Origin of the sequence: Caballeronia sp. INML2, assembly GCF_023631365.1 — a bacterium.
Lineage (GTDB): Bacteria > Pseudomonadota > Gammaproteobacteria > Burkholderiales > Burkholderiaceae > Caballeronia > Caballeronia turbans.
The window spans coordinates 1-20,071 of record NZ_JALQDH010000117.1 but is presented as its reverse complement, the minus strand read 5'-3'; the positions used below and the strand labels follow the sequence as shown (position 1 = coordinate 20,071).

Genomic DNA, 20,071 nt, shown 5'->3' with positions numbered 1-20,071 from the left:
GAGGAAGTCAGCCCCACCGAGAGTTCAGGATGATGCTGCACAAATTCACGCGCTCGAAGCCGGGGTCCTTGTACGCCAGGAAATCGTCGTTGAACGTGCCGAAGGTGGTGCCTGGCCGATGTTTCATGCCGTCGTAGAAGGCGTCGATCATCTTGCCGGCGAAATCAGGACCGCGCGGAAAGCCTGCGACCACCGCCACACGCTCTTCGTCGGTGAAGTCATCAAAGCCCCGTCCCGCCACGTCCATCCCGGCGCCGGCTTGCACCAGAGCGATCTCACCGTGCATGTGCTCGGGAATGCCCGGCGTCGTATGCAGCGCTACAGCGGCCCAAACCTTGGCTACCTCCGCCTCGTCGACATGATGGCTGCGTAGAAAATCGCGTGCAGCGTTGGCGCCGTCGATTTCAAACCGCAGTTCGCTTTCGCGATAGGCCGCCGTCAAACCGATGTCGTGGAACATCGCAGCGACGTAGAGCAGCTCTGGGTCGAAAGTGACGCTCTTTCGCTTTCCCAAAAGCGCGCCCCATAGATAGACCCGTGTCGAGTGGTTAAACAGCAGCTCGCTTTCGGTGTCGCGGATGAGCTGAGTCACCTCCCGCACTAGCTGACTGTCAGGAATGACGATGTCGGGCATTTGATTCGCTGGCGCTGTTTTATGTTGCTTCATCGATGTACTCGGGCTGTGAACGTGCGATTGCTGCCGCACACTGACTTCGGGACCGCCCTACGCCGGCGGCTTATTCCGCACCGGAAGTGGCTGAAGGCGCTACACCGAGGAAATTACGCTTCGCATACGTCACGGAAAAGGCCTAAGTTTGAAGAATTTCAATGTACTATCGCGCCCATGGCAACGCTCTCTGTAAGCCTTGATCGCGCCGGCCGCATCCCGCTGTCCGCGCAAATTTACGGCTCGATTCGAGGTGCGATCGAGTCGGGCCAGCTTGCCGCCGGCGCGCGGCTGCCCTCCTGGTCCGATTTGGCTGCCCAACTCGGCGTGTCCCGGGGCACCGTGCGTGCCGCCTATGAGCGTTTGATCGACGAGCAGTTCGCGATCGGCTTGGGCGCTGCGGGCACTCGGGTAGCGGCGCGTCCCTTGCCGGCGACGACCAAATGGTCACCGGACGCACCACCGCTTCCTGATCTCTTTTACGACTTCAGCACGGCGCCTTTGGCGTTTCAGATGGGCGTGCCCTCCCAGGATGCCTTTCCGTTCAAGCTGTGGTCGCGCATTCAGTCACGAGCGGCGCGCCGGGCCGCAGCGGCCCCTGTCGGATATCCCGATCCGAGGGGCGAGCCGGAGTTGCGACAGGAGATCGCGTCGTATCTCGGCGTCTCACGCGGGCTTCAATGCAGTCCCGCGCAAGTATTCGTCACGGCAGGATTCGCCGGCGCGCTGAATCTGGCGATTCGCGGGTTGCAACTGGAAGGCAGACAGGCCTGGATGGAAGATCCTGGGTTTCCGCTCACGCGTACGGCGCTCGGCCTTGCCAGCATGACCGTGGCAGGGGTGCCGGTAGACGCGGATGGGCTCGATATTGATGCAGGCATTCGAAGTGCGCCCGAAGCCGCCCTCGCAGTGGTGACCCCTGGCCAGCAAGCGCCGCTCGGAATGACGATGTCGCTCCTTCGACGTATTTCGCTGCTGGACTGGGCAAAACAGCACGACGCATGGATCATCGAAGACGATTATCTCGGCGAGTTGCAGCTGAAAGGACGGGCCGCACCGGCACTGGCCTCGCTGGATCAGGACGGTCGCGTACTGCACATCGGCACCTTCAGCAAGACAATTAGCCCGGCACTGCGCCTGGGATTTATTGTAGTTCCGCTCGCCATGGCGCGCCGGTTCGGCGAAGTCGCGGCGAGCCTCGCGCCCGCCCCGACTTCATCCGTGCAACATGCCGTAACCGAATTTATGCACGATGGACACTATCTTCGCCATCTGCGACGTATGAAGCGTCTCTATGCTGCCCGACAGGCGGCCCTGGTTCGTTGCCTGAATGAACTGGCTTCGGAATCAATCGGAGTCCATGCCGCGGCAGGCATGACTGTGGTGGCGGCGGTGCCTCAATCCGTATCGGATACGGATATCGCTTCCCGCGCGCGACTATTCGGACTGGCCCCAGTTCCTCTCTCGCCTTGGTACACACGCAAGCCCGGGCAACAGGGCCTGCTGCTCGGCGTCACGAATCTCAATGAAAGAACAGTGGCGGCCAACTGTTCTCGCCTCCTGGAAATCGTGCGCGGGCGCCACTGACGGATCAGCGACTCCGGCACCCGCTCGCCTCTTGGTGCATTGAAATTGTTCATTCCTGGTGCTTTTGCGTGCCCCAATGTCACGTGACAATGGAGCAACACAAAGGAGCTAGACATCATGAACATCCGATCCATCGTGAGCGCCGCCGGCGCAGCCATGGCCTTCGTATCGCCGTGCCAGTGTCGGCGCATGGCACGACTGAAACGGTCACACCGAACTTTCAGCACGCCATTCTCAACGTTCCGGGGAAGTCGTTGACCGCTGTCGTCGTCGATTGCCCACCGGGTGCAGCGTCGCCCGCTCACAGGCATGCGGGCTCGGCTTTCATCTATGCCTATGTCGTGTCGGGCGAGGTCGAGTCCCAGGTAGACGATGGTCCGACGCGCGTCTACCACGCTGGCGAGAGCTTCTTCGAGGCGCCCGGCGCCGTTCACCGCATAAGCCGCAACGTGAGCAACAAGAAGCCGGCAAAGTTGCTTGCCGTCTTCATCGCGGACAGCAACGACCAAGCCCTGACTACCCCCATCAAGTAACCCCTCATCAAGGAGTCACATCATGAGCAAGCGTCTTGACTACACAAAGATTGCACCTGCCGGCGTGAAAGCCCTCGGCGGCGTCTACGGCTACGTCATGCAGAGCGACCTGTCGCCGGTTCTTGTAGACCTCGTCTACCTGCGCATCTCGCAGATCAACAACTGCGCTTATTGCCTCGACATGCATACACGCGATCTCCTGAAGAAAGGCCTGAAGATCGAAAAGCTTGCGCTGGTGCAGGCTTGGAGGGAAGCCGGCCATCTGTTCGATGACCGCGAGCGCGCCGCACTGGCATGGGCAGAATCAGTCACGCTGGTGGCAGAGACCGGTGTGCCCGACGCATCCTACGAGGCTGCCCGCACCGTGTTCAACGAGCGAGAACTGGTTGACCTGACCATCGCGATTAGCCTGATGAACACCTACAACCGTATGGCAATCAGCTTCCGGAACACGCCTCAGGCTGTGCTGGAACAGTAAACGTCACGGGGTGGCACACCATGGAAGCCCCTCGAATTCCGCAGATACCGCGCCCATATCTCTAACGCGGAACTGAAACGATTTTGCCGCGCCAGCTCCTACCTAAGGAGCCCTAGCCATGACGATCATTGCAGGCATCAAGATTCCCGACAGCGCGATGGCACGTGCGGCCACCGAGCTCATTCGTGACACAGAGTCGGAGTTGCTGTTCCATCACTCCACTCGCGTGTTTCTTTTTGGCGCTTTGACAGGGGAGCGCAGGCAGCTGAAATACGATCCAGAACTTCTCTATATCGGCGCGATGTTTCATGACATCGGGCTGACAGCCCAAATTCGCTCGTCCCAGAACCGGTTCGAAGTCGATGACGCGAACGCCGCTCGACGTTTCCTTCAAAATCATCGCATCCCGGAAGACGAGATCGATCTGGTATGGGACGCTATAGCGTTGCATACAACCCCCGGTATTCCCCAGTTCAAGAAGCCCGTGGTTCAACTGGTGACCGCAGGCGTCGAAATGGATGTCCTTGGCCTCGCATACAACGAGTTCACAGAGGCGCAGCGCAAGCTGGTGGTCAGCGCCCACCCACGTGGAGACAATTTCAAGGAGCAAACCATCGATGCATTCAACGAGGGAATGAAGCACCGACCCGATTCGACCTTCGGCACCGTCAACGACGACGTCCTCGCGCTCGAGGACCCCGGCTTCCGTCGAATGAACTTCTGCAGCATCATCCTGGGCAACACCTGGAACGACTCGCACTACGCCTGCATTTGTCAAGATCCCACGCATCAGCACGTGTAATTCCCCGGTGACCATCGTCACGACCGTCTTAGCCGGGATCGCACAACAACCATGGAGGCGAGCGATGACATAGCGATCACTCGCCCACATGACGGCAGCATGCATATGCTCGTTGAAAAGGAGTTGCACTATGAAAATCGGTAGCTTACTAAGCACGGCTTGCGCTGTGCTTCTAATTTTCATCATATCTTGCGTTCGAGCGCCCACCGTGCGTGCCGCCGACCGCCCTTCTGCGCCTAGCCACCAGATTGCCGAAATGACCGCTAGAATTGCGGACGTCGCGATCCCCGACAGCAAAGTGGCACGCGACGCCGCTCAATACATCCGTAACGCCGAGGGAGACTTTCTTTTCCAGCATTCAACACGGGTCTACTACTGGGCTGCCTTAGCAGCGCGACGAAGCGGCATACCTTACGACCCGCAACTTCTGTACGTCGCGGCCATGTTTCATGATTTCGGCTTGACCGAGAGATATGCTCAAAGCCATATGCGATACGAAGTTGACGGCGCCAACGCCGCGCGGGAATTCTTGCGAAGCCATGGAATTTCCGAAGCCGCCAGCGAACAAGTTTGGCTTGCGATTGCGCTACATACGACGAACGGTATCCCGTCGCAGGTATCGCCGCTGGCCGCACTCGTTGCTCAGGGAGCCAACATGGATCTAGTGGGCGCCGGCTACGACGGTTTCACCGCCGACCAGCGAGACGCCATCGAGATGGCCTATCCTCACCCGCCGGACTTCGCCGAGGCATTCATGCGTGCTCTCTATGACAGCCTTAAGCATCGACCCGAAACCACCCAGGGCACCGGTTTGGCGGATGTAATGGCCTATGAGGATCCCCACTTCGTCCGTCGCGATTTCAGCGCTCTCATGCGCAACTCCCATTGGGCCACAAGAAGATGACCACTCAACTGGGGATACCGTAGCCGACCGCACAAAGGGCAGCGGACAGTTGTCGGGTGTCTGGAACAGAACGGCCGTTGGTGCGTCAACAGCGGAGTATTGGTGACTGTCTCCAACTGGTCGAAACCGACAGCAGGACTGCTGACCTCGGTCAATTCCCATCGGCCGAACGGTGTCGAGGCGAAACGCCGCCTGAACCTAATTACCATTTCATTTACGACCGGGGCGTATCGGGCCGCGACGGAGAACGCCAGCGGTCCCTATCCGTTTTCCTGACGGCGCCACAAGGCACGCCGCAAGCGCTCAGAACGAGTGTCGCAGCCCGACGATCGCGCCGAGCTGACCCATGCCCGCGGCAGGCGTCGTCCCGCCGCCGCCCGCGCTCACCGAAAAGCGCGCTCGGGCGCTGTTCCAAAGGTACGCGACGTTGCCGTACACGGCGGTCCGCTTGGACAGAAAGTACGTCGCCCGCAGGCTTGCCATGGTCGCGCGTGTGTCGTGCTGCTGAACGATCACGCGATACGCTTCTCCATCGAGCGCCAGCGCCGGCGTCAGGTAGTATTGCCCGCCGAGATAGAAGAGATTCGAGCGCACGCTGCCCTCCGGGCCTTCCGAGCTCACGCGGCGGCCTATCCATCCCGCGCCCAGCTTGACGCCCATCACGTTGACATAGCCGTTCGCCTGAAGACGCGCGTCCTTTTCTCCGCTCGATGTGATATGCAACGGCGTCACGCCATCGAAAAAGTTCGCCGCCGCGTTCGCGCCGCCGCGCTGCTCGTCGTAGGAAGTAGCAAGCCCGAAGTATGTGCCGTCGTACTTGAGCATCGCGCTCCATTCGCGGCATTGGCTCACATCGCCCGGCACCGGTCCGAGGCAGGTGCCCTGTCCCGGCGAATTGCCCGTGCCCGCGCTGTCGCGGCCAAACGAGTACGTGCCACCCACGCTCACGCCATAAAACTTGCCCTTATAGGCGACCGTGTTGTCGCTTCGTCCGTTCGGCAGATAGGCATCCAGCGCGCCGATGCCGTAGATGTCGGGACCGAGGATGTCGGCGTCGCCCATGGCCCAGTAGGTCATCGTGTATTGACGCCCGAAAGACAACGCCCCCCACGGGCCCTCCAGGCCGACGAACGACTGTCGTCCGAACAGTCTGCCTCCCTGTCCGGAATCGCCTGCGCGCACATTGAAGCCGCTTTCGAGCACGAATACGGCCTTTAGCCCCGCGCCCAGATCCTCGACGCCTCGCATGCCCCAGCGCGAGGGAAACTCGCCCGTGATACCGGGCATGCGCACGATGGAATCGCCCGCTGCATTGGCATGCGACACATACTCGACGCCCGTATCGATTACACCGTACAAGGTGACACTGCTTTGCGCAAAAGCGGAAACGCTGATCAATCCCGCGATCGAGATCGCGGTGCGGCCAAATTTCATGAAACCTCCTGTGTCTTTCTTGTATATTGATTCGGCTTCCGAATCGCTTGCCTCTCTTGATGAAAATCACTGCGGCGAGCTTATGGACGGAGTGCGAGGCCGACAACAGGGAAATCCCGAAGTTGAATGCTTCGCGAACACGATCCTGAAAAGCGCACGAGACGAGGGTGCTTCGATGCACGCAATCGAAAGGCATAGTCTTTTCTCTCTTGTGTCGTTGAAGGAGAAATCCACTACGAAAAAGGCGAAGCACCACGTCACCCGAAGTCCGATGGAGGAGATGAAATGTATTCAAGCCGCTCTTGAACGGTTCGATGAATCGCCGCATATCGGCACACCGCCATTCATTACGCCGATGCGCGACTTGCAGAATATTCAAGCTCCACTTGCAATAACTTCGCTTCCTGCATGCAGAGCGGCGTGGCATCGTGGTTCGGGCAAAAGCCGTCATTCGAGATCAAGGAGAGAAAGCAATGTCCCCGATTCAAGCCGCCGTAACCCGCAAGGACGAACTCGTAGCGCGATGTCTGCCCTTTCTTCGGGAAGTCAAGGACATGACGACGGACCCGAGCGTCGAACAATGGCTCAACACGAAATACGGCGTCGAGAGCGCGCTATATCAGGACCTTGCGCGCCTCATCAGGCTCGGCGTGAAGGAAGGCTGGGCCGCCGACGTCGAGATCTCCGGTCCGCGATACCGGCGCGCGCGGCTCGTCGAGCCGGGCCCGGACACGTTCTACTTCAGCATCACGGCCGTTCTCATGGACAGCACCGGCAACCAGCAGAACAATCCCGAAGGCAGTTTCCGCGGCGACTATCACGCGCATCCGTATGGCGAATTCAACATGGTGGTGCCGCTCGACGAAGGCGCCGCGCTCAACGGACCGAGCGGCTGGTGCTACGGAGGATGGACGGCGCCCGCCCCGGGAAGCCATCACTATCCGGAGGCGAAGGGCGGTGCCGTGATCGCATTGTTCTTCCTGCCTGCGGGACGCATTGCGTATGATATTGAACCGCCCACACAATAAACCGCAAAGCGCTCAGCGCAAATCCTCTGCAAGTCGAAAGGCGTGCAGAGGATTTTTCATATGGCCTGTTTTTGCAAGCAGGACGAACGCCGCCCTCGCTGCCGCGATCGGGAATGTCCACGTATCCGACCTGATGGGTAACGCGGCAGACAGGCTGCTTATCGACGATGGATCAAGCTCATATCCGCGGGCTGGTTACCGCATTTCATCTTTCCGTCACGGGGCTGCCTCGCTCTTAACCACGGAGATCACGCAATTGCGTGCTCACAAAAAAATCCCGAGGATTCCCCTCATCGCGCCCGCTGCCGCGTTACCGATCAGGTAGGAAATTTCAGTTCTGCTATAGCGCCTCCGTAATTCTGTGAATGAATGAGGGAGTCGAGAGAATGATCAGGTTGGCTGCAGTCGCGTCCCGATGTCCCAAATGAACCCAGATAGTTCGCGGCGATGGCCGCGCACGTCTTGTTCTGATGAAGACCACGTGCTCGCAGTCGGCGGAATCGGTGACAGAGCCGAAGCTGCGCTTTCCACGCAATTTCGATAATGGATTGAGGCTGGCCTCCGAGACGAGGCTGAAGCGATTCGCCGATTCTGGCGGGCAACCGATAATTCCACGCTGCTTCGACGAGGATCCTGCGCACGTGTGCGTTGCCCGTCTTCGCCAGCCCGCCGCGTTGCGTTGTGTTCCCGCTAGAATGCTCCAACGGTACGAGTCCCAAGTAGCTCATGAATTCGCGTGGATGCGGGAAGCGTCGCAAATCGCCAAGTTCAGCGACAATGGTCAGCGCGGAGATGAGGTCAATGCTACGAAGGGTCATCAGGCCTTTGACCATCGGCAACCAACGCCAGGTTTCGAGTCTTTGTGCACGTCAAGACCGACGTAAGGCTTGACCTTATCCATGACCGTCTCCGCCGTTCAGTGAAGGTCGCCCGATTATCGGACGAACGCCCATGTCGCGCTTCCCTGAAGGCCACCATGTCTTAATCCGTCAATGACCACCGGCTGTCCGTCTTTCACTTCCTGCACCGCGCTCTGACGGCTCCCAAACTGCTTGAACAGCAACGCCACGCACGACACTGCGCCCGCCATCGCCACCACGCTGAAGATGCCCGACAAGCTCATCTGCTGCCGTGAAAGCTCGGCGACGAGAAAGGAACCCGCGATCCCGCCGAAGCGGCCGACGCCCAGCATCCACGCGACACCGGTGCCACGCCCCGCCGTAGGATAAAAGGCCGCCGCGAGCGACGGCATCGAAGCTTGCGCCGTATTCACGAGCACGCCCGCGATGAACACGGTGCATACGAGCAGGCCCATATTGCCCACAGTCTGACCGATCGCATAGACGCAGATCGCGCCGAGCGCATAAGCCGCGGCCACGACGCCGTTCGGATTGAAACGATCCATGAGCATGCCGCACAGCACGGTTCCCACGCCGCCTAGCGGAAACAGCGCGGAAACCATAGCGGCCCGTTGCGGACTCAGTCCCGCATCCCTGAGCAGGACCGGCATCCAGTTGATCAGGCCATAGAAGATGACGAGGCCCATGAAGTAGCAGACCCACAACATCAACGAACCGAGGAGGTATGGGCGCGACAGCACGACGCTTGCGCCGCCGCTGCCTGCCCCGTGCTTGACGGTCTCACGAATCACGAAGGCATCGGCCGACTGAACTTCCGGCGCGATACGCGCGAGCACCCGGCGTATGCGCTCGACGGGTTTGCGCTGCGACACCATGTATTGAATCGATTCCGGCAGTGCGAGCACGAGCATCGCCGTCAGGATAAGAGGCACCGCGCCGCCGAAATACAGTACGCCGCGCCAGCCGAACTGCGGAATCATCCACGCTGCGAGAAAGCCGCCGAACGCCGCGCCCAGCGGAAAACCGCAGAACATCATGTTAACGATGGTCGCACGGCGGCTCTGCGGGCAAAACTCGCTCATCAACGTGACGGCATTGGGCATCGCGGCGCCCAATCCGACGCCGGTCACGAAACGTAATACGGTGAGTCCGGTCAGTTCGTTGGCATGGCCTGAAGCGAGGCACGCGACGCCGAATATCAGCACGGACACGATCAGCACCAGACGCCGTCCATAACGGTCGGCAAGCGGTCCGGAAGAGATCGCGCCGCAGGCGAGCCCGAACAGCGCCGCGCTCAACACGGGCGCAAGCGCGGCGCGGCTCAGGTGCCATTCGGCCACGAGCGAAGGCGCGATGAAGCCGATCGCGGCTGTGTCGAAGCCATCCATCAGCACGATCACGAAGCACATCGCGAACACGAGCCACTGATAGTGTGAGAACGGGCGCGTGTTGATGAGCGCCTGAACATCGACGGTCTTTGTCTCTTCCATGATTTCCTCTCTTATCGACGGGTGCCCAGATTAAGAGCGCGAATGCGGGCGAACAACCCGGCAAGCTACGAACGCACGACGCCAACCACACGGAAGCGGCATGCGACATCCCGCGCGATAGCAGCGTTTCGATCAGAAAAAGTCCTAGTTTCAGGGCATTTCGACGACGTTAGGGCGATCGCGCTCAACGACGCGATCGTGGGGAATTCCTTGCATGACGATCTTGCATGCCGCGCATCAGCAGCAGCGCACCTGACGCGAAACGTCGATCAGTTGCTGCCTGAGCCATTGCAGCGCGGGGTCCGCATCGTTGCGCTCGTGCCAGACCGCGCGCACGGCGACGTCGGGACATTCATAAGGCGTCGCGCGCATCTTCAGTTCGCCGTGACGCTCCAGTTCGCGGCCCAGCGACGAAGGCGCCAGCGACAGCATGTCGCTGTGACGCAGCAGCGCGGGAATCGCGAGCGAGTGCGCAACAGCCATGCGCACGCGCGGCATCTCGGCGCTATCGGCGAAAGCACGGTTGAGAGCTTCTCGATCGAACATTTCCGATTGCCGCGCGAGTCCGCGTTCTACGATAAAGCCGCTCACCGCACCTTCTTCCTCACCGCCCTGCGAAACCGCGAGCAGCGGATATGTCAACAAGTCCTCGCACGTAAGCGCACGATCCGCGACCGGATGCTCGCGATGCAGCAGCACGACGTCCGTCTGCTCCCAGACCTGGAGCGAACGGAAGCGGCGCGGCAGCTCGGCGAAGATGCCGACCGCCAGATCGATGCGTCCGACATCGATCTGCCCTGCAAGATCGAGCCGCGTCGACGGGCGGACGACGAGGTCGACCAGAGGCGCTTCCGCGCACAGGCGTTGACTGAGCCTCCCCAGCAAGAGCGCGGTGATGTAGTCGTTCGCGGCGATCACGAACGTTCGTTGCGCGAGGCCCGGATCGAACGCGTCCACCTCGAGCGCCGCCTTGATTTGCGCGAGCGCGCTGCGCACTTGCGTCGCCATCGCGAGCGCGCGAACCGTGGGCTCCATGCCGCGTGCGGTGCGGATGAAGAGATCGTCGCCGAGCACGTCGCGCATGCGTCCGAGCGCATGACTGATCGCGGACTGGCTGAGATTGAGGCGCTTGCCCGCGAGCGCGAGATTACGGTCTTCGTAGATCGCGTCGAATACGCGCAGCAGGTTGAGGTCGATGCGGTCCGCGGACATGACATCACTCCGTGCGCGACATCGCGTAGTATCGGCAACCCTCGCCGAACGATTCGAACAGCGCGCGCGAGAGCGCATCGCTCGCGGTCATCGCTTCGGGATGCCATTGCACGCCCAGCGCGAATGGATGACCGTCCACACGAATCGCTTCGATGAGGCCGTCCGGTGCACGCGCTTCCACCTCGAGTCCCGGGCCGAGCGCGGCCACGCCCTGACGATGCAGCGAATTCACGCGCACCCGCCGCGCGCCACCCGTGAGCATCGATAACGTGCCGTGATCGACGAGCTCGATTTCATGCCGATAGCGATAGCGCATGAGCAACGCTTCGCTCGGGTCTTCGAGATGGTCGTCGGAATGGCCGGCTGCGTGAATGTCACCGTGCAGCGTGCCGCCGAACGCGACGTTCATCTCCTGAAAACCGCGACAGATGCCGAGCAACGGCATGCCGCGGTCGGCTGCGCCGCGCATCAGTTCGAGCGCGACATGATCGCGGTCCGGATCGACGAGCATGGCGGTATCGGCCGCTCCGCCGTACTGGCGCGTTTCGACGTTCGACGCCCCGCCCGGAAACAGCAGGCCGCTGAGGCCGTCGAGATAGTCCGATACGGATTCGATATCGCGCGACGCCGGAATCAGGACCGGATTCACGCGCGCACACGCGATCAACGCACGGACGTAGCTCTGCTTCGCGCTATGCAGATCATGCTCGCCGACAAAAAAGCGGTCGCACACCACTCCGACAAGCGGCTTCATTGCGTGGCTCCCTTCAGGTCAAACGCGCTATCCTGGGCTTCGTTCAACGTGAGCTTCGCGTCTTTGGCAAGCAGCTTGCGCGCAAGCATGTGCTCTTGCGGGCGATTGATGCTGTCAACGGCGATGAGCGCATCGTCACGAAAATAGAAGATCGAGAACTTCTTTTCCTCGACGGAACCGCGCACCACATGATGCGTGAAGCCCGTGTTGATGCCGGCCATCTGCAGTTTGAGGTCGTATTGATCAGACCAGAACCACGGCACCGCGCGATACGGCTCGGGCCTTCCGGCTATCGTCGCGGCCGCCGTCTTCGCCATGTCGTTCGCGTTCTGCACCGACTCGACGCGGCACGCACGCGAGTCGGCCGGCGCCCAGTGTGGCACGAACGAAGCACAGTCGCCCGCCGCCACGATCGCGGGATCGTTCGTACGGGCACATTCATCGACAGCAATGCCGCCCGTCACCGTCAGTCCGCACTCTGCCGCGATTTCCGTGTTCGGCACCACGCCGATGCCCACCACGACGAGTTCGCATGGCAAGTGCGTAGCGTCGTCGAGTACGACGGACACCGCATCGCGCTCGGGCTGCACGGTGACGACCTTGCGCCCGCATCGGAACGCGATGCCGTGCAGCTCGTGCGCCCGCTGCATGAACTCCGACATCCACGGCGACGCGACGCGCGCAAGCACGCGTGCCTCGGTTTCGACGACCGTCACGTCGATGCCCATCTGACGCAGCGATGCCGCCGCTTCGAGACCGATATAGCCGCCGCCGATCACCACCGCGCGCCGCGCCGAACGCGCGGCTTGCGCGAGCCGCCGCGCATCGCGCAGATCGCGCAGGTAATGCACGGCGTCGAGTTTCGCGCCGGGGCAATCCAGCTTGCGTACGCGCGCGCCCGTCGTTAGCGCGAGATGCGTGTAACCGATGCGCGTGCCGTCGTGCAGTTCGACTTCATGACGCGCGCGATCGATATACGTTGCGCGCACCGAAGGCATCCATTCGATCCTCTCTTCGTCGAAAAAGGCCTGTGAACGCAGTGGCAGACGCGCCTCACTGAAGGCACCGGAAAGATACGCCTTCGACAAGGGCGGCCGTTGATACGGCGCATCGGGTTCGTCGCCGAGGAGCACGATGCGGCCATCGAAACCATATTCCCGCGCGGACGCCGCGAGCTGAACGCCCGCATACGATGCGCCGACGATCACGAGCGTGCGATTCATGTTCTCACCCTTGCCTTTGCGGAATCTGCACGATGAGTCCGTTCATCGCGGCGTTCGCGACGAGCTGACAGCTCAGGCGGCTCTCGGGACGGCGCTCCGCCGCGACGCCGTCGAGCAGTTCGCTTTCCGACTCATCAGGCGGTGGCAGTTGCGCCGTCGACGATTCATCGATATAGACGTGACACGTCGCGCAGGACAGGCATCCGCCGCATTCCGCATCGATGCCGCGCAGGTTGTTGTAGATCGCGGCTTCCATCACGCTCGTGCCATCTGGCACGTCGATCTCGCGACGCTCTCCGTCGCGCAAAATGTAGGTTACGAGAGGCATGACATTTCTCCTTGCAATGATCCAGGCAGCGGGCGCAGCGTCAGAACGCCTCGAAATACTCGCGATGTTCCCACTCGGTGACTTCCAGATTGAATCGATCGATCTCCGCCTGCTTGAGCTTGCAGAAGTAATCGACGAACGCACTGCCGAGGCCTTCGCGCAGGCATTCGTCGGTGCACAGCGCGGCGAGTGCGTCGCTCAGACTGCGTGGCAATGCATCGGCATGCGTCTCGTACGGCGTATCCGCGGAAGGCGGCAATTCGAGCTTGCGCTGCATGCCATCGAGACCGGACAGCACTTGCGACGCGAAGTACAGGTACGGATTCGCCGTCGGTTCGCCCACGCGGTTCTCGATGCGGCTCGCTGCATCGTTCACGCCGCCGAGCACGCGCAGCATCACGCCGCGGTTGTCGCGCCCCCAGTTCGCGCGATCCGGCGCGTTCGAATAGGGCCGATAGCGCCGATAGCCATTGATCGTCGGCGTGGACAGCGATGCCGCGCCCCGCGCATGCGCGAGGAGACCCGCGAGATAGCGTTGCCCCGTGATCGACAACGGTTCCGATGCGTCGCTTGGCATGAACGCGTTGGAGCCGGCGCCCGCATGCAGCAGCGACTGATGCAGATGCCAACCGCTCGACACCACATTTGGAATGCGCGGCCGGCACATGAAGGTCGCGTGATACCCGTTGCGCTGGCAGATCTGCTTCACGGCGCTGCGAAACAGCACCATGTCGTCGGCACTCTTGATGCCCTTGGTCGGCGCAAAGGTAAATTCGAACTGGCTTGGCCCGTATTCCACTTCGAGCGAGCGCACCGGCAAGCCGAGTCCTTCGGCATTGCGGCGCAGCAGTTCCATCACATCGTCGACGGCGTCATAGCGCAATTCCGTCAGATACTGATAACCGTGCGACAGCAGTTCGACATCGGGCGGCGAGCCGGGCTGTCCAGAATGCTCGGGCTTCATGTGCGAATCGGTGACCTTGAAGACATGAAACTCCACTTCGAGTCCCGACACGAATTCGAATCCCTGATTCGACAGGCGATCCAACGCGCGGCGAAACAAATGCCGCGTGCCGAACGGAACGGGCATCCCGTTGGCGAAATGCACGTCGCACAGCACCCATCCCGTATGCGGCGCCCACGGCAGCACGCGGAACGTTTCGGGATCGGCGACCATCATCGTGTCGCATGCGCCCTGCATCTCGGGCATGTCGAAGCCGCCGCCCGCCGTGAACACCGGAAACACCGTGCGATGGGACGTGTCCTTGGCGAAGAGCGTCGTCGTGAGCGTGACGCCGCTTTTCATCGCCTTGATGGCCTCGTCGACGACGAGCGTTTTTCCGCGCAACAAGCCGTGCTGGTCGGGAAACGAAAAGCGCACCACTTTCACATCGCTTTTCTTCAGCCGCTCGACGAGTCCGGCATACGCGGCATGCTGGGCGTCCGTCCATAATCCGTGCGTTTCTACGAAAGACATGTTCGATCCGCGCTGCAGCTCGTATGCGGCGCGCTCCATTCAGGTGGCGGGACGTTGCGTTCAGGCTTTCGGTGCGGGCCACGGCGACTGCGCGCGGCGATTCGCATCGGACTCTTTCCAGTACTCATCCCAGCGATCCGTCGGCGCGATGCCGTCGATCGAAGCCGGTCCCGTGAGATGCACGGCTTCCTCTTCGTCGATCAGCATCAGCGTCTTCTCGCCGGCCTGCGTCTTATCGATCGCATCGACGAGCAGGCGGCGATACGCGATGATCCCCTTGTCCGTCGTGCCCAGATGCTCGCGCGTGCGGTCCTGGACCGCGCCCTGCGATTCAACCGCCCATTGATCGTGCACGTTGATATCGAAGCCCATCCCCGTGTAGGTTTCGTTGAGCTGCTCCTGCGCGTTGAAGCCGTAGTTGTTGCGCTTGTTTTTGCGCGAGGTGTAGTCGGGCAACTCGTACAGCTCGAGCCGTTGCTCGCGCATCTGCGCCCGGTCGGTGGGCGCGCCGAAGCTCGTGAAAATCGCGTACCAGTAGCAGTTCTCGTCGTCGACGGGCACATGCCACTGCGTGATCGTCATCTCCGTGCTCATCGGAATCACGAAGGCTTGGGGGAACACCACATTCGTCACGCGCACATGCGTATGGGCATCGTCGAGCGTGCGCTTCGCAATGAGCCGCAAGCCGTAATCCGCCGGGCTCACGAGAATCTCGGGCGATTCGTACTCGCGCAAGACCTGCGTGATCGGCATGCTCGAATTCTCCGACGCGCCGCGAAACTGCTTGCCGTAGCTCTCGCTGACATCCTCGTCCTCGAAGAAGCGATGCAGAAACGACGCATGCGCCGGATCGATGCCCACTTCGAGCGCCTGCAGCCAGTTGCATTCGAACAGCCCTTTGAAGGCGAAGGTGTAGGCATCGGGCGCGGCGAAGCAATCGAAGTTCGGAAACGCGGGCGGCTCGCCTTTGCCGATATAGCCGAACAGGATTCCGCTCTTCTCGGTGACCGGATACGCCGACTGACGGACTTTGTTGCAGAGCGTGCTGCCGACGGGCTCGCCGGGCGTCGAAAGACAGCGGCCATTGACATCGAAGAGCCAGCCGTGAAATGCGCAGCGCAATCCGCCGCCTTCGAGACGGCCGGCTGCGAGATCCGCGCCGCGATGCGGGCAGTCGCGATCGAGCATGCCGTAGCGGCCCTGTTCGTCCCTGAAGACGACGAAGTCCTGCCCCATCAGACGGACGGCCTTCACCGGACGCTCGGCGGGCAATTCTTCGACCAGCGCGACGGGCTGCCAGTAACGGCGCAACAGTTGGCCGGCCGGCGTGGTTTGCCCGACGCGGGTGATCGTCTCGTTTTGCTGCGAACTCATCATGACTTTGGCTCCGGTTCGTTGAATTCAGACGCCGCTGAGCTGTATGCAAACGCGACGTGTTCATGCGACGAAGAATACTTATAAGAACCATCTTGCACAAACAATGTATTCAGCACGCCCGTGCTTATCTTCGGTGGCCACCGGATAGTTTCACGATAACCCCTTGATTTATATGAATTGGTATTGCTTCATTGGGATTTACCCGCATGGGCGCACTGTGCCGAAAAAGGGCATTGCTTGGGCCTTTCTGCATGCAGCCAAAAACATATCGCGCGCTTTTCGAACACAGACTCGCATCCTTCGCCTAGAATCTGCAAAGACAGCAACGGGAGAGAAGCCATGGAATCCCAACAGGAACGCGTTCTGGTGCATCTGCGCGATCTGATACTCAAGGGCGAATTCACGCCCGGAGAACGACTCGGCGAGGTCGCGCTCGCCGAACGCTTGAAGGCGTCGCGCACGCCCGTGCGGCTCGCACTCACCACACTGGAACAGGAAGGTCTGGTCGAGCCGTCGCCCACCGGTGGCTATGTCATGCGGCGCATTACGGCCGCAGAAATCGCCGATGCCATCGCGGTACGCGGACATCTCGAAGGCATGGCCGCGCGGCTCGTCGCGGAACATGGCGTGCCGCGCCAGTTGTCGAATGCGCTCGCCGAATGTCTGCGCGCGGGCGACCGTCTGCTCGCCAAGTCCGAGCTCGATCTCGACGACTACGCCGCCTACACCGACATGAATAACCGCTTCCACAAGCTGATCGTCGAGGGTTCGGGCAATGCGGCGCTGATGCGCGCCATCGACATGAATAATCGCCTGCCGTTCGCCGCCGCGAGCGCGATGCTGCCGATGCAATCGGCCATCGAAGAAGGACGGCAATGGCTATTCATGGCGCATCAGCAGCATCACAGTCTCGTCGAGGCACTAGCGCGCGGCGAAGGCGCGCGCGCGCAGGCGCTGGCGACCGAGCACGTGCAGATCGCGCAGAAGAATCTGGCCTACGCGCTGGAGCGGCCGGACGTATGCGTGAAGCTGGCGCCGGCGTTGCATCTCGTGGCGGAAGCGGTCTTATAACCGCATTTCGCTTCTTGCCGCCCGCGCCGAGCATGCGTTGCGCCCGCTTGCGCTCTGTTGACAGTCGACTTGCGAGCGGCAGATCGTAAATCAGGACCGCGCCAGTCTTCGCGCAACGTCGACGAGACCGGCTCCGACCGTTCGTACTTCGGCGTCTGCCTTTGCGTCGGCGAGCGTGCCATCCTTCTCGAACCCGAGCGAAAAGCCTTGCGGAATCACGACGGCGCCGAGCTTTTCGAGCACGCCGCGCATGCCGAGCATCGAACGAAGACCGCCCATCGGTCCCGGCGACGCCGACATCACGGCGGCCACCTTGCTCGCGAACAACCGAACGCCCGGGTCGCCGTTCTCACGTGGCCGGCTGATCCAGTCGATCGCGTTCTTGAGCGACGCCGTATATCCGCCGTTATGTTCCGGCGATGCGATCAACACCGCCGCATGCTCCGCGAACACCTGCTGTAGTCTTTTTACGTTGTCGGGAACACCGTGCGTTTGTTCGAAATCGCCGTCATATAAAGGCATGGGATGGTCGGCCAAGGAGATGAAACTTATCTCGCTCCCCTGGTCACGGCGCGCCTTGCGCCGCGATTTCCAGAAGTTCACGATTCAGCGGTTCACGGCGAGCGCTGCCGCAGAGTGCAAGAACTTTGATGGTCATGGAGAAGTTTGAAAAGTGCTTGAAAGAAGGCGTGGAATGCACGCGATCACGCGCGTGACGCGTCACGCGTGTTCGTCGAAGCCGGCGAAGCGCGCGAACCGGTCGACGGATTCACGCGGAATTGCAAGGCGGTTGATCATGGAGCTTTCATCCGCGTAGCCGAGAGACATCCCGCACACGACGTCGTGGCCGGGCGCCAGTTCGAGATGATCGGCAATGACGCCGTGGTAACGCGCGAACGAGACTTGCGCGCATGTGTCGAGGCCGCGCGCCCGTGCCGCGATCATCACGGTTTGCAGGAACAGCCCGTAATCGAGCCAGCTATATTTCTTGAGGCACGCATCGATCGTGAAAATCATGCCGACGGGGGCGCCGAAGAAATCGAAGTTACGGCCGGACGCTCGCGAGCGCGCCGCGGTGTCCGTCTTGTCGATGCCGAGCGCGCCGTAATAACGTGCGCCAAATTCTTCCTGCCTCGGCTGACAAGCAACAGGTAGCGGATCTGGAAAATGCTGCAGCGGCGGATGATTATCGTCCATGTGCGCACGCGCGAGGGCTGCACTGAGTCGCTGTTTGACACTGCCGCTTAGCACATGAACGTGCCACGGCTGCGTGTTCGAATTGCTGGGCGCGCTGCGTGCGACATCCAGAATATCGACGATTGCTCCTCGCGAAACTGTGTCCGGGAGAAAGACCCGGACGGCTTTGCGGGAACGAATGACCGCGTCGACGATAGGTGTTTCCGAATGCATGATTGCCGGCCTCCGATACTGCGAACGTCCTGTACAAGTTCTTTCGATGATCGCATAGAAGCTTCGAACCCAGCAGTGAAGATGCTGCAAGTCAAAGTTGCACGGGATGCTGTGCGAACATTACCGCTGAGACGATGTGGCGATCTTTCGTCCTGACGAGACCAGTGGAGCATTCCAGTTGCTCATGCAGTCCAACGCGTCGGATAAGAATCTCGAGCCTCGTGATAGCAACCACGCACAGCCGCTTGACGTCGGCGTGTTAGGAAACGTTCTGAAGAAACATAAGCCGATACGCGTGCAGGATCCGCAGAAGCGTCAGCGGCATGGTTATTTGCAAATCAGTGCCGATGCGCGTTCTTGTTATGCGATCCGATCATGCTCGACGAAAGAGTCGAATGGATCCTCGATTGTGAGTCGAGCGAAATACGGGCTTTTGAGTATCCCGATGAAAAGGAATTGAGTTCATTGGTTACTGCGGCTTAGAACAGTATGGCGCTATGGTTCGAAACCGGTCTCAGCCACGAGCTCTCCAGAACGTTGGCCAAGGCTTAATTGTCGTAGACCAGGCGAATCGTATCGTTTGCCTGAATACCGTGGCGGCGGAACTGCTTGGCGCCGGTAGGGTAGAAACCTCTGTCCCTAATAAAGAAGCGGAGAATCTGGAGTTCGCAAGCAACTGGTCCGTGAGGTACACGGAACTCAGCAAGTTCGGGTCCGATCGCAAAGCGAAGTCCGTTCTGACGCGCAATGAGGTTTCGGGGACGTCAATTGTGCTACGTGGCTAAAACGGTAGAGTCAGTCGAGTAGCAATTTCTGAGGGATGCCATCCTACAGCTGCGCAAGTCGAGTTGCCGGTTGCAACTGGGTTAGCGGCGCGGACAACGTTCAGCATGAAGTCAGCAGAGCCGACGGTACTTACGGCGCTTCCAGACTAGAAGGCGCGACCGATGAACGAAAAGTTCAAAACAAACGAAATCATTGCCGGACCTGACCGCGTCTGTGTCTATGTTTTCACAGATCACGGCGAGCGGATGGAACACTGCGATCCCGAAGCAGAAGTCGTCTCACGCGGTCTCTTTCTCTAAAAACTTCAGATTGCGTTGTCCTAGGGGCTTAGCCTTTTGGCTTTACGTAGCCGCGCTTAACTCAAATCCTGCTTAGCTCAAATCGTGCTTAACTCAAATCCTAGTTCATCGGACCATCGGACCGATGTTGTTATGCATCCCAGGCACCGGGAGCCTGCATGAACGGGCGAAGCCGCAGCGCGTCAAGTCTTGGGCAGGCAGGTAGCCGTCGGCTTCGGAGGCCATTGCTGTCGTTCGAACGGCCGCTTGCTTCGGATACCGGGTTGCGGCTTCTGGCCCAGATTGTGTCAAAACGCATTTTTGGAGCGCTAAAATTTTGCTATCCGACGGCGGAGGACAAGCAAAATGAAG

20 protein-coding genes and 1 pseudogene are annotated in these 20,071 nt (G+C 60.6%); 8 read left to right on the top strand and 13 right to left on the bottom strand.

Features of this window, described 5'->3' with window-relative positions; all coding sequences use genetic code 11:
- Positions 1 to 7: 7 nt before the first annotated feature.
- Entirely contained in the window at positions 8 to 667 is a 660-nt protein-coding gene (locus tag NCT32_RS34205; RefSeq protein ID WP_086961520.1) for an HD domain-containing protein, read from the bottom strand.
- Between the two features lie 177 nt (positions 668 to 844).
- On the opposite strand from NCT32_RS34205, the gene NCT32_RS34200 reads away from it, so the two are divergent.
- The 5 genes and pseudogenes from NCT32_RS34200 (at position 845) to NCT32_RS34180 (ending at position 4,971) form a co-directional block, all read left to right on the top strand.
- Positions 845 to 2,254 (top strand): PLP-dependent aminotransferase family protein, encoded by a 1,410-nt coding sequence (locus tag NCT32_RS34200; protein ID WP_250491340.1) that lies wholly within the window; start codon positions 845 to 847, stop codon positions 2,252 to 2,254.
- 117 nt (positions 2,255 to 2,371) lie between these two features.
- Positions 2,372 to 2,787 (top strand): annotated as a pseudogene (locus NCT32_RS34195) (cupin domain-containing protein).
- A gap of 22 nt (positions 2,788 to 2,809) precedes the next feature.
- Entirely contained in the window at positions 2,810 to 3,265 is a 456-nt protein-coding gene (locus tag NCT32_RS34190; protein WP_061121018.1) for a carboxymuconolactone decarboxylase family protein, read from the top strand.
- Positions 3,266 to 3,383: 118 nt separating this feature from the next.
- Positions 3,384 to 4,067, top strand: a complete 684-nt coding sequence (locus NCT32_RS34185; protein ID WP_061121017.1) for an HD domain-containing protein — start codon at positions 3,384 to 3,386, stop codon at positions 4,065 to 4,067.
- Positions 4,068 to 4,197: 130 nt separating this feature from the next.
- Positions 4,198 to 4,971, top strand: coding sequence for an HD domain-containing protein (locus NCT32_RS34180; RefSeq protein WP_086961518.1), 774 nt, complete (start codon positions 4,198 to 4,200; stop codon positions 4,969 to 4,971).
- Between the two features lie 303 nt (positions 4,972 to 5,274).
- On the opposite strand, the gene NCT32_RS34175 is transcribed toward NCT32_RS34180, so the two are convergent.
- A complete protein-coding gene (locus NCT32_RS34175; RefSeq protein WP_061121016.1) occupies positions 5,275 to 6,405 on the bottom strand; it encodes a porin in 1,131 nt (376 codons plus the stop codon).
- Positions 6,406 to 6,878: 473 nt separating this feature from the next.
- Between NCT32_RS34175 and NCT32_RS34170 the strand changes: the two genes are divergently transcribed.
- A complete protein-coding gene (locus tag NCT32_RS34170; RefSeq protein ID WP_061121015.1) occupies positions 6,879 to 7,433 on the top strand; it encodes a DUF4863 family protein in 555 nt (184 codons plus the stop codon).
- A 317-nt stretch (positions 7,434 to 7,750) separates the two neighbouring features.
- Here the strand turns inward: NCT32_RS34170 and NCT32_RS34165 are convergent, their stop codons facing one another.
- The 8 genes from NCT32_RS34165 to NCT32_RS34130 all read right to left on the bottom strand — a co-directional run bounded on the left by NCT32_RS34165 (position 7,751) and on the right by NCT32_RS34130 (position 16,154).
- Positions 7,751 to 8,266 (bottom strand): transposase, encoded by a 516-nt coding sequence (locus NCT32_RS34165; protein ID WP_086961516.1) that lies wholly within the window; start codon positions 8,264 to 8,266, stop codon positions 7,751 to 7,753.
- A 101-nt stretch (positions 8,267 to 8,367) separates the two neighbouring features.
- On the bottom strand, positions 8,368 to 9,783 hold the full coding sequence (locus tag NCT32_RS34160; RefSeq protein WP_086961514.1) for an MFS transporter: 1,416 nt from the start codon (positions 9,781 to 9,783) through the stop codon (positions 8,368 to 8,370).
- A 237-nt stretch (positions 9,784 to 10,020) separates the two neighbouring features.
- A complete protein-coding gene (locus NCT32_RS34155) occupies positions 10,021 to 10,995 on the bottom strand; it encodes a LysR substrate-binding domain-containing protein (RefSeq protein ID WP_061121014.1) in 975 nt (324 codons plus the stop codon).
- Between the two features lie 4 nt (positions 10,996 to 10,999).
- The gene (locus tag NCT32_RS34150) at positions 11,000 to 11,749 is read right to left on the bottom strand and encodes a gamma-glutamyl-gamma-aminobutyrate hydrolase family protein (protein WP_061121013.1); all 750 of its coding nucleotides are present in this window, start codon (positions 11,747 to 11,749) and stop codon (positions 11,000 to 11,002) included.
- Complete coding sequence (locus tag NCT32_RS34145) at positions 11,746 to 12,972, bottom strand: NAD(P)/FAD-dependent oxidoreductase (protein WP_086961512.1); 1,227 nt, start codon at positions 12,970 to 12,972, stop codon at positions 11,746 to 11,748. The genes NCT32_RS34150 and NCT32_RS34145 overlap by 4 nt, the downstream gene beginning before the upstream one ends.
- Positions 12,973 to 12,976: 4 nt before the next feature.
- Complete coding sequence (locus NCT32_RS34140; protein WP_061121012.1) at positions 12,977 to 13,300, bottom strand: 2Fe-2S iron-sulfur cluster-binding protein; 324 nt, start codon at positions 13,298 to 13,300, stop codon at positions 12,977 to 12,979.
- 40 nt (positions 13,301 to 13,340) lie between these two features.
- The gene (locus tag NCT32_RS34135; protein WP_061121051.1) at positions 13,341 to 14,777 is read right to left on the bottom strand and encodes a glutamine synthetase family protein; all 1,437 of its coding nucleotides are present in this window, start codon (positions 14,775 to 14,777) and stop codon (positions 13,341 to 13,343) included.
- A gap of 60 nt (positions 14,778 to 14,837) precedes the next feature.
- Positions 14,838 to 16,154 carry an aromatic ring-hydroxylating dioxygenase subunit alpha gene (locus NCT32_RS34130; protein WP_061121011.1) on the bottom strand — a complete coding sequence of 439 codons (1,317 nt, stop codon included), beginning with the start codon at positions 16,152 to 16,154 and terminating at the stop codon, positions 14,838 to 14,840.
- 339 nt (positions 16,155 to 16,493) lie between these two features.
- Here NCT32_RS34130 and NCT32_RS34125 point away from each other — a divergent pair, with 339 nt between their 5' ends.
- Positions 16,494 to 17,225, top strand: a complete 732-nt coding sequence (locus tag NCT32_RS34125) for a GntR family transcriptional regulator (protein WP_061121010.1) — start codon at positions 16,494 to 16,496, stop codon at positions 17,223 to 17,225.
- 90 nt (positions 17,226 to 17,315) lie between these two features.
- Here the strand turns inward: NCT32_RS34125 and NCT32_RS34120 are convergent, their stop codons facing one another.
- Genes NCT32_RS34120 through NCT32_RS34110 form a run of 3 tightly spaced genes read right to left on the bottom strand, consistent with a single transcriptional unit; the run spans position 17,316 to position 18,635 of the window.
- The gene (locus NCT32_RS34120; protein ID WP_250491339.1) at positions 17,316 to 17,747 is read right to left on the bottom strand and encodes an NADPH-dependent FMN reductase; all 432 of its coding nucleotides are present in this window, start codon (positions 17,745 to 17,747) and stop codon (positions 17,316 to 17,318) included.
- A gap of 43 nt (positions 17,748 to 17,790) precedes the next feature.
- The gene (locus tag NCT32_RS34115; protein WP_250491338.1) at positions 17,791 to 17,949 is read right to left on the bottom strand and encodes a hypothetical protein; all 159 of its coding nucleotides are present in this window, start codon (positions 17,947 to 17,949) and stop codon (positions 17,791 to 17,793) included.
- Complete coding sequence (locus NCT32_RS34110; protein WP_061121009.1) at positions 17,946 to 18,635, bottom strand: nitroreductase; 690 nt, start codon at positions 18,633 to 18,635, stop codon at positions 17,946 to 17,948. Before NCT32_RS34110 ends, NCT32_RS34115 begins: the two co-directional genes overlap by 4 nt.
- A 947-nt stretch (positions 18,636 to 19,582) precedes the next feature.
- Here NCT32_RS34110 and NCT32_RS34105 point away from each other — a divergent pair.
- Positions 19,583 to 19,720, top strand: a complete 138-nt coding sequence (locus tag NCT32_RS34105) for a hypothetical protein (RefSeq protein WP_250491337.1) — start codon at positions 19,583 to 19,585, stop codon at positions 19,718 to 19,720.
- Positions 19,721 to 20,071 lie beyond the last annotated feature (351 nt).

Bases quoted from the DNA above. Each gene is read 5' to 3' on its own strand.
- NCT32_RS34180 (WP_086961518.1), top strand. From the start codon at position 4,198: ATGAAAATCGGTAGCTTACTAAGCACGGCTTGCGCTGTGCTTCTAATT.
- NCT32_RS34205 (WP_086961520.1), bottom strand. From the start codon at position 667: ATGAAGCAACATAAAACAGCGCCAGCGAATCAAATGCCCGACATCGTC.
- NCT32_RS34125 (WP_061121010.1), top strand. From the start codon at position 16,494: ATGGAATCCCAACAGGAACGCGTTCTGGTGCATCTGCGCGATCTGATA.
- NCT32_RS34105 (WP_250491337.1), top strand. From the start codon at position 19,583: ATGAACGAAAAGTTCAAAACAAACGAAATCATTGCCGGACCTGACCGC.
- NCT32_RS34110 (WP_061121009.1), bottom strand. From the start codon at position 18,635: ATGCATTCGGAAACACCTATCGTCGACGCGGTCATTCGTTCCCGCAAA.
- NCT32_RS34140 (WP_061121012.1), bottom strand. From the start codon at position 13,300: ATGCCTCTCGTAACCTACATTTTGCGCGACGGAGAGCGTCGCGAGATC.
- NCT32_RS34170 (WP_061121015.1), top strand. From the start codon at position 6,879: ATGTCCCCGATTCAAGCCGCCGTAACCCGCAAGGACGAACTCGTAGCG.
- NCT32_RS34120 (WP_250491339.1), bottom strand. From the start codon at position 17,747: ATGCCTTTATATGACGGCGATTTCGAACAAACGCACGGTGTTCCCGAC.
- NCT32_RS34145 (WP_086961512.1), bottom strand. From the start codon at position 12,972: ATGAATCGCACGCTCGTGATCGTCGGCGCATCGTATGCGGGCGTTCAG.
- NCT32_RS34190 (WP_061121018.1), top strand. From the start codon at position 2,810: ATGAGCAAGCGTCTTGACTACACAAAGATTGCACCTGCCGGCGTGAAA.
- NCT32_RS34150 (WP_061121013.1), bottom strand. From the start codon at position 11,749: ATGAAGCCGCTTGTCGGAGTGGTGTGCGACCGCTTTTTTGTCGGCGAG.
- NCT32_RS34155 (WP_061121014.1), bottom strand. From the start codon at position 10,995: ATGTCCGCGGACCGCATCGACCTCAACCTGCTGCGCGTATTCGACGCG.
- NCT32_RS34165 (WP_086961516.1), bottom strand. From the start codon at position 8,266: ATGGTCAAAGGCCTGATGACCCTTCGTAGCATTGACCTCATCTCCGCG.
- NCT32_RS34200 (WP_250491340.1), top strand. From the start codon at position 845: ATGGCAACGCTCTCTGTAAGCCTTGATCGCGCCGGCCGCATCCCGCTG.
- NCT32_RS34130 (WP_061121011.1), bottom strand. From the start codon at position 16,154: ATGATGAGTTCGCAGCAAAACGAGACGATCACCCGCGTCGGGCAAACC.
- NCT32_RS34160 (WP_086961514.1), bottom strand. From the start codon at position 9,783: ATGGAAGAGACAAAGACCGTCGATGTTCAGGCGCTCATCAACACGCGC.
- NCT32_RS34185 (WP_061121017.1), top strand. From the start codon at position 3,384: ATGACGATCATTGCAGGCATCAAGATTCCCGACAGCGCGATGGCACGT.
- NCT32_RS34175 (WP_061121016.1), bottom strand. From the start codon at position 6,405: ATGAAATTTGGCCGCACCGCGATCTCGATCGCGGGATTGATCAGCGTT.
- NCT32_RS34135 (WP_061121051.1), bottom strand. From the start codon at position 14,777: ATGTCTTTCGTAGAAACGCACGGATTATGGACGGACGCCCAGCATGCC.